This window comes from Limnohabitans sp. 2KL-27 (assembly GCF_001269345.1).
GTDB lineage: Bacteria > Pseudomonadota > Gammaproteobacteria > Burkholderiales > Burkholderiaceae_C > Limnohabitans_A.
Genome location: NZ_CXOP01000001.1, coordinates 197,859 through 209,807, shown reverse-complemented (window position 1 = coordinate 209,807; position 11,949 = coordinate 197,859). Strand labels below are relative to the sequence as shown.

The 11,949-nt window shown below is 60.1% G+C and carries 13 protein-coding genes; 10 read left to right on the top strand and 3 right to left on the bottom strand.

What is annotated here, in order from left to right:
- Window positions 1–12: 12 nt before the first annotated feature.
- The gene (locus LHAB_RS01035; RefSeq protein WP_090043525.1) at window positions 13–348 is read left to right on the top strand and encodes a hypothetical protein; all 336 of its coding nucleotides are present in this window, start codon (window positions 13–15) and stop codon (window positions 346–348) included.
- A 70-nt stretch (window positions 349–418) separates the two neighbouring features.
- A complete protein-coding gene (locus tag LHAB_RS01030) occupies window positions 419–1,300 on the top strand; it encodes a formate dehydrogenase accessory sulfurtransferase FdhD (RefSeq protein ID WP_090043524.1) in 882 nt (293 codons plus the stop codon).
- A 134-nt stretch (window positions 1,301–1,434) separates the two neighbouring features.
- On the opposite strand, the gene LHAB_RS01025 is transcribed toward LHAB_RS01030, so the two are convergent.
- On the bottom strand, window positions 1,435–1,878 hold the full coding sequence (locus tag LHAB_RS01025; RefSeq protein WP_090043523.1) for an REP-associated tyrosine transposase: 444 nt from the start codon (window positions 1,876–1,878) through the stop codon (window positions 1,435–1,437).
- 299 nt (window positions 1,879–2,177) lie between these two features.
- On the opposite strand from LHAB_RS01025, the gene LHAB_RS01020 reads away from it, so the two are divergent.
- On the top strand, window positions 2,178–4,718 hold the full coding sequence (locus LHAB_RS01020) for an ABC transporter permease (RefSeq protein ID WP_090043522.1): 2,541 nt from the start codon (window positions 2,178–2,180) through the stop codon (window positions 4,716–4,718).
- Window positions 4,719–4,744: 26 nt separating this feature from the next.
- Entirely contained in the window at window positions 4,745–5,149 is a 405-nt protein-coding gene (locus LHAB_RS01015) for a group II truncated hemoglobin (RefSeq protein WP_090043521.1), read from the top strand.
- 51 nt (window positions 5,150–5,200) lie between these two features.
- Here the strand turns inward: LHAB_RS01015 and LHAB_RS01010 are convergent, their stop codons facing one another.
- A complete protein-coding gene (locus tag LHAB_RS01010; RefSeq protein ID WP_090043520.1) occupies window positions 5,201–5,839 on the bottom strand; it encodes a Smr/MutS family protein in 639 nt (212 codons plus the stop codon).
- A gap of 112 nt (window positions 5,840–5,951) precedes the next feature.
- Window positions 5,952–6,779, bottom strand: a complete 828-nt coding sequence (locus tag LHAB_RS01005; RefSeq protein WP_090043519.1) for a symmetrical bis(5'-nucleosyl)-tetraphosphatase — start codon at window positions 6,777–6,779, stop codon at window positions 5,952–5,954.
- Between the two features lie 192 nt (window positions 6,780–6,971).
- On the opposite strand from LHAB_RS01005, the gene LHAB_RS01000 reads away from it, so the two are divergent.
- The 6 genes from LHAB_RS01000 to rfbA all read left to right on the top strand — a co-directional run bounded on the left by LHAB_RS01000 (window position 6,972) and on the right by rfbA (window position 11,943).
- Window positions 6,972–8,276 carry a hemolysin family protein gene (locus tag LHAB_RS01000; RefSeq protein ID WP_090043518.1) on the top strand — a complete coding sequence of 435 codons (1,305 nt, stop codon included), beginning with the start codon at window positions 6,972–6,974 and terminating at the stop codon, window positions 8,274–8,276.
- A gap of 164 nt (window positions 8,277–8,440) precedes the next feature.
- On the top strand, window positions 8,441–8,725 hold the full coding sequence (locus LHAB_RS00995; protein WP_090043517.1) for a GIY-YIG nuclease family protein: 285 nt from the start codon (window positions 8,441–8,443) through the stop codon (window positions 8,723–8,725).
- Window positions 8,726–8,974: 249 nt separating this feature from the next.
- Window positions 8,975–9,274, top strand: a complete 300-nt coding sequence (locus tag LHAB_RS00990) for an H-NS histone family protein (RefSeq protein WP_090043516.1) — start codon at window positions 8,975–8,977, stop codon at window positions 9,272–9,274.
- Between the two features lie 123 nt (window positions 9,275–9,397).
- On the top strand, window positions 9,398–9,949 hold the full coding sequence (locus LHAB_RS00985) for a transcription termination/antitermination protein NusG (protein ID WP_090043515.1): 552 nt from the start codon (window positions 9,398–9,400) through the stop codon (window positions 9,947–9,949).
- A 141-nt stretch (window positions 9,950–10,090) separates the two neighbouring features.
- Window positions 10,091–10,813 carry a polyprenyl diphosphate synthase gene (gene uppS, locus LHAB_RS00980; RefSeq protein WP_255349686.1) on the top strand — a complete coding sequence of 241 codons (723 nt, stop codon included), beginning with the start codon at window positions 10,091–10,093 and terminating at the stop codon, window positions 10,811–10,813.
- A gap of 257 nt (window positions 10,814–11,070) precedes the next feature.
- Complete coding sequence (gene rfbA / locus LHAB_RS00975; protein WP_090043513.1) at window positions 11,071–11,943, top strand: glucose-1-phosphate thymidylyltransferase RfbA; 873 nt, start codon at window positions 11,071–11,073, stop codon at window positions 11,941–11,943.
- Window positions 11,944–11,949: the final 6 nt, after the last annotated feature.

The window sequence follows — 11,949 nt, the reverse complement described above, 5'->3', positions numbered from 1 at the left end:
CAGGAGAACACCATGAAAAAATACCTGCTTGTCATGTCTGCGCTGGCCATCAGCTTTGGTGCCATGGCCAAATTGCCCGCCCTGAGCGACGAGGCCAAAGCCAAAGCTGCCGAAGCTGCTGCCAAAACAGCGCACGCCAACAAAGTGGCCGACTTCCAACTGTGCAAGTCACGTGAAAAGACGGCAGCGCACTATTACAAAACCAACGGCAAAGGCAAAGCTGCACCCACAGCCACGCCCGCTTGTGTGGACCCAGGTGCCTACAAGCCTGCTGACACCACCGCCGCTGCACCCGCAGCCGCACCAGCGGGTGCCAAACCAGCGGCAGCACCTGCCAAAAAAGGCTGATCCTTTTTTCAGCGTCACCGCAAAATCCCCCGTCGGTAACGGCGGGGGATTTTTACGTTAGGCTCAAGCCATGTCTGTTGTTTTGAACGCCCCCGTGGCCACTTCGGCCCTGCCCAAGCCCCACATCACCCGAGCGCGTGCGCCTCTCACGCGCACCGTGCCCGTGCACAACGAATTCGGTGACGTATCCGAGACCCAAATCCCCGCCGAGCGGGCGCTCACCATTTACCTCGACAAAAAAGAGCTGGTGACCCTGATGTCGCTGGGGGCCGAACCCGAGTGGTTGGTGTTGGGTTTCTTGCGCAACCAGCGCCTGATCGACTCGGTGGACCAGATTGAATCCATCACGGTGGACTGGACGATAGGCGAAGGCGAAGTGGGCGAGCCCGGTGTGGCCGCTGTCAAAACCCGAGCCAACGCCCAGGTGGTCATCGAGCGCAGCGCCGATCGCGTGGTCACCACCGGATGCGGTCAGGGCAGTGTGTTCGGCGACCTGATGGCCCACATCGATGAGATCGAGTTGCCGCCTGCCCAGATCACGCAAGGCCAGCTCTATGGCTTGGTGAACGCCATCCGCCTGCAAGAAACCACCTACAAATCGTCCGGCTCGGTGCACGGTTGCGCCCTGTTTCAGGGCGACGAGATGCTGATGTTCGTCGAAGACGTGGGCCGTCACAACGCGGTGGACACCATCGCCGGCTGGATGTGGATGAACGACGTGAGCGGGCAAGACAAAGTGTTCTACACCACGGGCCGTTTGACCAGCGAGATGGTCATCAAGTCGGCTCAGATGGGTGTGCCCGTGGTGGTGTCGCGCAGCGGCATCACGCAAATGGGCCTGGATGTCGCCAAGCGTCTGGGCCTGTGCGCCATCGGACGCGCCACCAACAAGCGCTTCCTGTGCTTCAGCGCTCCCGAGCGCTTGGTCTGGCAACCCGAACTGGCCCGATAAACCATTCGCGAGCAGAGGCTCGCTCCCACAAAAAGCCAGACGAGGCCTATCTCTGTGGGTGGCCGCCCCTGCGGCCGAATGCGTGAACAGGCACTAAATCCCTGTGGGAGGCCGCCCCTGCGGCCGAATGTTTTTCAAAGCCACATCGCGTCCCAATGCGGGTAATCGCCCACACGTTTGACCAAACCCGCCCTCAAAGGATTGGCCACGATGTACCTGGCCAAGGCCTGCAAGTCCTCTTCTTTGCGCATGGCCCGGTCGTGAAACCCCGCTTGCCAAACCGTTTGGTCCAACTGACGCGTAACCAGCGACTTCACCCCTTGCACGCACCGCGCCAAATCCACTTCTTCACCCAGCTGCATCAACCAGTGCAGATGGTCAGGCATCAGCACATAGGCCCATGTGCTGGCTCGGCTCAAGCGCTCTTCTGCTTGCAAAGTGCGGATCAGGCAACGAGCTGCTTGAAATTCCGCAAAAACAGCTTGGCGGTTGTGGGTGACCATCGTCAGCAGATACACCTGGCCTGCTTGTGAATGACGGCCAGTGCGCAAGCGGTTTGACTCGGCTTTTTGTGCCATGTTGTGCTCCCTGAGGTGATGCTACTGACTACCCTCAGTGCTAGCAAGACAGTTTTTCCATCATTCGCGATCAGGGGCTCGCTCCCACAAACTCCCAAAGCCCTGCCCTTGTAGGAGGCTGCCCCCGCAGCCGAATGTGTGCAGTGGCTCTGGCTCTCATTCGCGAGCAGGGGCTCGCTCCCACGAAATGCAGGATGCCTTGTCTTTGTGGGAGGCCGCCCCTGCGGCCGAATGGGTGAATTGACATAAAAAAATGCCTTGCTGCCCGCTGTGAATGGCTTGTGCGGTAAGGTGGCGGCATGAATCAACAAGGATGGATGCACGGCCTGCGATTGGGGGGGCGCAATTTGTGGCGCGATTTGCGTGCGGGCGAGTTGCGGCTGCTCATGGTGTCGGTGGCACTGGCGGTGGCCGCGCTCACGGCGGTGGGGTTTTTGGCCGACCGGATGCAGTCGGGTTTGTGGCGCGATGCGCGTCAACTGCTCGGTGGCGACGCGGTGGTGGTCAGCGACCAAAGCACCCCGGCCGCCTTTGTGCAGCAGGCCCAAAGACTGGGCTTGCAGACCAACACCAATGTGAGCTTTCCCACCATGGCCCGCGCCTTGGCCGAGCAAGGTGGTGCCAGCCGCCTGGTTGCCCTCAAGGCGGTGGAGCCTGGCTATCCCTTGCGCGGCAAATTGCTCGTCTTGCCCGAAGTGGGCCCGCCGGTTGCTGCGGGCGTTCCACCCCAGCTGCCTCCTGTGGGCGAGGTGTGGGTGGACCCTGCGCTGCTCGACAACTTGGGCCTGAAAACCGGGCAGATGCTGGGCCTGGGCGAGCGCAGTTTCCGCATCTCTGCCGTCATCGAGCGTGAACCTGACCGGGGCGCTGGTTTCATGACCTTTGCACCCCGCGTGATGATGAACGCGGCCGATTTGGCATCCACGGGTTTGGTGCAACCCGCAAGCCGCATCACTTGGCGCATGGCGGTGGCGGGCGATGCTGCAGCGGCCGAGCGCTTTGTGCAGTGGGCACGGCCTGAGGTGGAGTTGGCCCATGTGCGCGGCGTGCAAATCGAGTCGCTGGACAGTGGACGCCCCGAAATGCGCCAGACGCTGGACCGTGCCTCGCAGTTCTTGAACCTGGTCGCCTTGTTGGCCGCCTTGCTTTGCGCCGTGGCCGTGGCTTTGGCGGCCCGCAGCTTCGCAGAGAGGCAACTTGATGCCTGTGCCTTGCTCAGGGTGTTGGGTCAAAGCCAGCGCACACTCACTTTGAGTTATGGCCTGGAGTTCTTGGGCGCTGGCCTTTTGGCCAGTGCCGTGGGTGTGCTGGCCGGCTATGCGGTTCACCTGGGTTTTGTGGTGTTGCTGGCGGGCCTGGTCGATGCGCAGCTGCCCTCCGCCACCATGCAGCCGGCACTGATGGGCATGGCCATGGGCCTGACCTTGTTGGTGGCCTTTGGCTTGCCGCCTGTTTTGCAGCTGGCTCAGGTCCCGCCCTTGCGCGTGATTCGGCGCGATTTGGGCAGCGTGCAAGTGCGCTCGTGGTTGGTGTTGGTCATGGGGCTGGTGGGCTTTGCGCTGACCTTGCTCATGGTCAGCCGCAGCCTGACGCTGGGCCTGATCACTGTGGGCGGTTTTGCCGTGGCCTTGTTGGTGTTTGCCGGACTGGCCGCTGCCGCCTTGTGGGTGTTGCGCCGAGCCGTACCCGGTGAGAACTCGCCGAGTTGGTTGCGCTTGGCCACGCGCCAAGTGGCGGCACGCCCGGTGTTTGCGGTGGTGCAGGTCAGCGCTTTGTCGGTGGGCTTGTTGGCACTGGCCTTGCTGGTGCTGCTGCGCACCGATTTGATTGCCAGCTGGCGGCAAGCCACGCCCGCCAACGCCCCCGATCGATTTGTCATCAATGTGCAGCCTGAACAAGCCACCGAATTTTTGGCGAGTTTGAACAAGGCGGGGGTGCAGTCGCCCGACTGGTTCCCCATGATCCGTGGCCGTTTGGTCGCCATCAACGGCCGCGAGGTCAGCCCCTCCGACTTTGAAGTTGACCGCGCCAAACGCCTGATTGACCGCGAAATCAACCTCTCGCACTCGGCCACTTTGCCTGCCCATAACCCTCTGACCGCAGGCCGTTGGGTGCCTGAAGAAGCCGACGGCGTGAGTGTGGAGCAAGGCATCGCCGACACTTTGGGCCTGAAACTGGGCGACCAACTGCGCTTTGACATCGCGGGCCAAGCTCGCGAAGCGCGTGTGACCAGCTTGCGCAAGGTCGACTGGACCTCCATGCGGGCCAACTTCTTCATGATGTTCCCCGTCTCGCAAATGCCCGACCTGCCCATGACCTACATGGCGGCCTTCCGCTCACCCGCTGGCCCCGAGGGTTTTGACAACGCGCTGGTCAACCAGTTCCCCAACATCACCAACGTGGACATGCGCAGCACTTTGGCGCAGGTGCAACGCGTCATGGACCAGGTCATCCGGGCTGTGGAATACCTGTTTGCCTTCACTTTGGCCGCAGGCCTGATGGTGCTGCTGGCCGCCGTGGGCGCCAGCCGCCAAGCGCGTGAGCGCGAATACGCCATCATGCGGGCGCTCGGGGCAGGGCGCGGCTTGTTGGCCCAAGTGCAGCGCACCGAGTTGCTGGGTTTGGGTTGGCTGGCCGGCTTCATGGCCAGCAGCATGGCCTTGGTGGTCGGCTGGGCGCTGGCCCGTTTCGCGTTCGAGTTTGCGTGGCAGCCGCCGCTCTGGGCCCCCTTGGCAGGCGGCGCCTTGGGCGCTTTGCTGGCCTGGACCGCAGGCAGCCTCAGCTTGTCGGGTGTGCTGCGCCAACCCGTCATGCAAACCCTGCGGCAATCCACCGAGTAAAACGCTGAGCCTGCAAAGTCATCACCATGCAAATCGAAGACAAACCCCCGTTTGACACCCCGTTCGAGTGGATCGGCGGCGAGGCCCGCGTCAAAGCCTTGGCCGAACGCTTTTATGACCTCATGGACATCGAGCCCGGCTACCAAGAACTGCGTGCCGCCCACGGCAGCACCTTGCAAGATGCACGCGACAAATTGTTTTGGTTCTTGTGTGGTTGGCTCGGCGGTCCGGCGCACTACACCGAGCGCTTTGGCCACCCGCGCCTGCGCATGCGCCACATGCCGTTTTCGATTGGCGTGCTCGAGCGTGACCAATGGCTGGCCTGCATGGACCAGGCCATGCAGGAAACCCAGGTTGACCCGGTGCTGCGCGAACGGCTGAATGACAGCTTCTTCAAAACAGCCGACTGGATGCGCAACCGCGGCGCTTGACAGCCATGCCTGCGTGGGAGGCTGCCCCTGTGGCCGTATGGGTGAAACCGCTCAACCTGCTGGTTTGAGCAGCACCAGCAAGGCGCCGGCGCCGCCTTCTGCGGGTTTGGCCTGCACAAAGGCCATGACCTGGTTTTTTTGGATCAACCAACTGTGGACCTTGGGTTTGAGCACCGAGGTTTTGCCTGGCGAGCCCAGCCCTTTGCCATGCACCACGCGCAAACAACGCAAGCCTTGACGGTGGGCGATGCGGATGAATTCGGCCAGTGCCACGCGGGCTTCGTCGCTGCGCAGACCGTGCAGGTCGATCTCGCGTTGGATGGACCAACCCCCTTTGCGCAGCTTCTGGGTGACGTCGATGCCAATGCCGGGACGCCGAAAGCTCAGGGTGTCATCGGTGTCGAGCAAGGTGCTCACATCAAAACCATCGCTCAAGGCGTCACGCAAAACCGCTTCTTCGTCTTTTTTTCGCTGCAAGGCCACCGGTGCAGGCGCGGGGGGGCTGATGGTGGCCAGGTCATGCAAGGGCAGCCGCTGCACAATGCCCACCGCACGCACAAACAAATGGGCCTCGGCTTCGCGCTGGCGTGCAGCGGACAGGCGAGCGGCCTCTTCGGCCTTGGCTTTTTCATGGGCCTCGGCGAGTTGTTTCTGGACCTTTTTGAGGTCTTGCAGGGCATGGATTTTCACCCGCTGATCGTGCCACAAAAAGACCCGGTCGGACCAGCGGCGCGCCTGGTGACACCTTGGGCCGCAGGGGCAGCCTCCTGCTGGGATTCAATCGGGGCCAGGTCCTGTTCATTCACCCTGGACGCTGCGCCTGCTCGCACTTCACCTGAACCAACTCGTGCTGTCCGTCGGCGCCCAGCCGCATCGCGCTCAGGCAGCCACCCCACACGCAACCCGTGTCCAGCGCCCACACGTCATGGCGCTTGAGCAAACCCAAAGTCGACCAATGCCCAAAAGCCACCGTCACATCGGCGGTTTGCCTGCCCGGCACGTCAAACCAGGGCAAGAAGCCCGCAGGCGCTGCATCGGCCGCTTCTTTGCTTGCAAACTCCATCACGCCTTGGGCAGAACAAAAGCGCAGCCGTGTTAGCGCATTCACCACCACGCGCAGACGGTCCACACCCGTCAAACCATCGCGCCATGCTGCAGGCTCGTTGCCATACATCTGGTGCAAAAAATCGCTCAAATCGGGCCCTCGCAAAACCGACTCCACCTCGCCCGCCAAAGCCAAGGTCTGAGCCACCGTCCATGACGGCATCACCCCCGCATGCACCATCAGCACACCCTGGTCCCAAATGGCCATGCGCTGATGGCGCAGCCAGTCCAGCAGGGCAGGGCGGTCGGCCGCGTGCAAGATGCCGTCCAGCGTGTCCATGGGCTTGAGTCGCCCAGCCCCAGCGGCCACGGCCAACAGATGCAAATCGTGGTTGCCCAGCACGCACTGCACCGCATGGCCCATGGCCATCAAGCGCCGCAGCACCTTTTCTGAATCGGGCCCTCGGTTCACCAGGTCGCCCAACACAAACAAGCTGTCCCGGCTTGGAGAGAAATCAATCTCATCCAGCAGTCGTCCCAAAGGCGCATCACAGCCTTGCACATCACCGACCCAATAAACGGACATAAGCACCTCTTTGCTGAATTGTCCCAAATCATGCGTTGTGTAAGTCAAAACCACGGCCTTCCGATCGATTCGGGTGTGACGACATACGCGTCATCCCCGTGCAGGCGGGTAGCCATGCCCATCGAAGCCATAGGCCCCAGGCCAAATCGGGCTTGACCATGGCGGGCCGCTTCTCTTGGCACAATGGCGGTTATGGATTTTTTACTGATTGTTTTCCTCACCCTGCTCAACGGGGTGTTTGCCATGTCGGAGCTGGCGCTGGCTTCCAGCCGCAAGGCCCGTTTGGCGGCCATGGAGGAGGCGGGTGACAAAGGCGCGCAGGCCGCGCTCAAACTGCTGGAAGAGCCCACCCAGTTTTTGTCCACCGTGCAAGTGGGCATCACCTCCATTGGGGTGCTCAATGGCATCGTGGGTGAGGCGGCTTTCAGCGGTGGGCTGGCTTTGCAGCTGATGCAGTGGGGCCTGACCGAGCCGGTCGCCGCCATCACCGCCACCGCCATCGTGGTCACCCTCATCACCTTCACCACCATCATTTTTGGCGAGCTGGTACCCAAGCGCATCGGCCAGCTCTACCCCGAAGCCGTGGCCCGTCTGGTGGCGCGCCCCATGGCCTGGCTGGCCAAAGTGGCAGGGCCGTTTGTCAAACTGCTCTCGCTGTCCACGCAAGGCATGCTCAAGCTCATGCGCATCGACAGCACTGGCAGCCGCGCCGTGACCGAAGAAGAAATCACGGCCAGCCTGGTCGAAGGCGTGGACGCTGGATTGATCGAAGAGCACGAGCACCAAATGGTGCGCAATGTGTTCCACCTCGATGACCGAGCCCTCACCTCGATGATGACGCCGCGCAGCGACATTCAGTGGCTCGAAGCCAGCCTCACGCCGAAACAAGCCATGGACCGCATCAACCAGATGCGCGGCGAAGGCAACCACTCCTGGTATCCCGTGTGCCGCGACGGCCTGGGCCACATCATGGGCGTGATCAGCCTGTCGCACCTGCTGGCGCTGCCCCACAGCGACGAGCGGACGCTCGAAGACCATGCCGAAACCGCCCACTTTGTGCCCGAAACCCTGACCGGCATGGAGCTGCTCGAGCAAATGCGCGACCAATCGAGCCGCATGCTTTTTGTGGTCGACGAATACGGCGAAGTGCAAGGCCTGCTGACCCCGCTGGATCTGCTCGAAGCCATCACGGGGGAGCTCAAGCCGGACACCAACGCCGACGCCTGGGCCACCCAAAACGAAGACGGCAGCTGGCTGCTCGACGGCATCATGCCCGTCAACGAACTCAAGGCCCGCTTGGACATCAAGGAACTGCCTGCCGAAGACAAGAACCGCTACAACACGCTGGCAGGCCTGCTCATGTACGCCTTGGGCCAACTGCCCGCCCAAGGCCAGGCCATCGATTTGGCCGGCTGGCGCTTCCAGGTGGTCGACCTCGAAGGCCGCCGCATCGACAAAGTCTTGGCCGTGCAGCCCATGGCTTCGCCTGCGACGTAACTGTCATACCCGCGCACACTTCTGTCATACCCGCGAATGCGGTTATCCATCTCAGCCGAAGGCATGGACCCCCGATCAAGTCGGGGGGACGAGGTTTTTGTCATACCCGCGCATGCGGGTATCCATCCCCTTGCCAACCACCAAAGCCTGCCATACGCTCACTTATGGCTTACTTTGTCTATATGCTCGCCAATCAAAAAAACGGCACTTTGTATGTCGGCGTCACCAACCATTTGATTCGCCGTGTCCATGAATACAAACAGCATGCGGTCGATGGATTTACTGCCCGTTTTAACGTGACCCAATGGGTCTGGTTTGACCCAACTGAAAGCATTCAAGAGGCCATTGCGTATGAGAAAAGCTTGAAGCACTGGAAGCGTGAATGGAAAATTACCCTGATCGAAAAAGAAAATCCGGGTTGGGTTGATTTGGATGAGTCTATTTTGTGAGTTTCAAGCCATTTAAATGCATGGACCCCCGATCAAGTCGGGGGTGACGAACTCAGGAGCATGGCCCCCGTTCAGGCGCAATGGACGCTCTATCAATCCGAGCATGGCAAAAGATAATCAAATAACCCTAAAACCTAACCCGTAAAATTTATAAATACATCTCAAAATCGGTTGTATATCCAAATACTCCTGTATTCAGACAAACTCTGGTGTATATTCAGCGCTCTTATCATTTAAACAGGATCTACCATGACCTCCAGCTACAAAGATTTATTGGCCCAACGCGACGCTTTGGAGCAAGCCATTGCCCAAGCCCGTCAAAATGAAATTGCCAGCGCTGTGAGCAAAGTGCGCGAACTGGTGGCCGAATATGGCTTGACCGCGCAAGACATTTTCCCTGGCCGTGCCAGCAAATCCGGTGCGCCCAAAGCCGCCAGCAAAGTGGCCGCCAAATACCGCGATCCCGCCACCGGCCAAACATGGACAGGCCGCGGCAAAGCCCCCAAGTGGATCGAAGGCAAAGACCGCACCCCATTCGTGATCGCCTGAATTTGGTTTCAGCCCACGCCGAACCCCGCGCAAGCGGGGTTTTGTTTTGGTGGTGCCCTTGCACGAAAATGGGCTTAAGTGCGGCCCCTAAAATCAATACTGACACAGCCTGCAAAAGACAGAATGACCCACAACCTTCCAACGACAGATCCGCTTTTCCTGGAAGGTCAGCGACCCGTGCGCTGGTACCTGGCTTACACCAAACCCCGCGAAGAAAAAATCGCCCAAGCGAACCTGCAGCAGCAAGACTTCGAAGCTTATTTGCCGTTGTATAAAAAATTCAAAAAAAGCGAGCAAGGCCCTGTGGCGCTGTTCGAGCCCATGTTTCCGCGCTACATCCTGTTTAGGCCCAGCAAACCCGAGCAAAGCATCTCGTCGGTGCGCAGCACCAAAGGCATTGCCACCATCGTGCGCTTTGGCTTTGAGCCCGCCATGCTCCACGACGAGCTCGTGCAACGCATACGCCAACTCGAACAAGACCGCAACCACGCCACTTTGCAAGAACTCAGCAACCTCAAGGCCGGCCAAACCGTGCGCCTCAAACACACGGCCCTGGGCGGCATGGAGGGCCTCATCCAAAGTGTTTCCAGCAAACGTGTGGCCGTCCTCCTCGAAATTCTGGGACGCCCCACGGTGGTTCAACTTGAGCACCACCAGGTCGAAGTCAACACTTGACGGATGATGGGTACCCGACTGCGCGGGCATGACAAAACGGGTAATGGACGAACCCACTGATCTCTTCCCACCGCACCGCTTTTCGCAAGTCCCCACGCCCATGCCTCTAAAATCTGTGATCGTCCATATTCGCACCCAGCTTTGAACCATCCCGCTTCCCACAACCCTGTGCCGCAGCACATCGCCATCATCATGGATGGCAACCGTCGCTGGGCCAAGAACCGCTTCATGCCTGCTGCGTTGGGGCATGCAGCGGGTGCCAAACGGGTGCGGGACATTGTGCAAACCTGCGCAGAAATGGGCGTGGCGCACCTGAGCTTGTTTGCTTTCAGCACCGAAAACTGGAAGCGTCCTGAAGAGGAAGTTTCTAGCCTCATGAACCTGTTCATGACCTATTTGCAAAAAGAGGTCGACAGCATGAACACCAACGGCGTGCGCCTCAAAGTGGTGGGCGACAAAACCCGATTTGCGCCGGTGCTGCAAGATCTCATTGCCCGCGCCGAGCAGCAAACCGCCAACAACACCCGCATCACCCTCACGGTGTGCGCCAACTACGGTGGCCGCTGGGACATGGTGCAAGCCGCCCAAGCCTGGCAGCAAGCCCACCCTGGTCAAACCCTGCAAGCCATGACCGAGGACAGCCTGGCCCCTTACCTCAGCACGGCCTATGCGCCTGAAGTTGACTTGCTCATCCGCACCGGCGGCGAATCACGTGTCAGCAACTTCATGCTTTGGCAAGCCGCCTACGCCGAGATGTTCTTCACCGACGACCTCTGGCCCGAGTTTTCGCCTGCCCGTTTGCAAGAAGCCATCACCTGGTTTGTCAGCCGCGACCGCCGCTTTGGCTCCTCTGCACCGCTTTGAAGTCTGCAGGTCGCCGCCATCCTAGGGTTAATCCGTACCTGGTTTCAATGAGGACCATTGGATGATCAAATTTTCAATACTTTCTATTGTATTTTTGACCGTCTGTCTCTGTTCTTAAGAATACAATCATCAGCTGTCCAAAAGAGTGCATCGGCCAAGCAGATGTCTCTCGATCTGGACAAGGTCTGCATCAAATTTGCCGGACTGCGGTAGCCTGCCTGAAACATTTCTTGGTTTTGACGAACACTTCAACCCCTATGACCCACCGCAAAGGCATCATCCTCGCTGGCGGCTCAGGCACGCGCCTGTACCCCGTGACGCAGGCGGTCAGCAAGCAACTCATGCCTGTGTACGACAAGCCCATGGTCTATTACCCGCTGACCACGCTCATGCTGGCGGGTATCCAAGACGTGTTGCTCATCAGCACCCCACAGGACACCCCGCGTTTTGTCGACCTGTTGGGCGACGGCAGCCAATGGGGCATGAACATCCAATACGCCGTGCAGCCCAGCCCCGATGGCTTGGCGCAGGCCTTCATCATTGGCAAAGACTTTGTGGGCAACAAACCCAGCGCCCTTGTGCTGGGCGACAACCTCTTTTATGGCCACGACCTCGTGCGCTTGCTGAACAACGCCAACCAGCGCAGCACAGGCGCCAGCGTGTTTGCTTACCATGTGCAAGACCCGGAGCGTTATGGCGTGGTCGACTTCGACGTCCAGCAACGGGCTGTGAGCATCGAAGAAAAGCCCAAGGTCCCCAAAAGCAACTATGCCGTCACAGGCCTGTACTTCTACGACCAACAAGTCTGTGACATCGCCGCCGACATCCAGCCCTCTGCTCGCGGCGAGCTCGAAATCACCGACGTCAACAAACGCTACCTGGCCCAAAACCAACTCAACGTTGAGATCATGGGCCGAGGCTTCGCCTGGTTGGACACCGGAACCCACGACAGCCTGCTGGAGGCCGCTGGCTTCATTGCCACCCTCCAAAAACGCCAAGGCCTCATGGTCGCCTGCCCCGAAGAAATCGCCTTCCACCAAAAGTGGATCACCGCTGAAAGCCTGCAAAAGCTGGCCCAACCGCTGGCCAAAAACGGCTATGGGCAATATTTGCTCAATTTGCTCAAATAAGCGCCG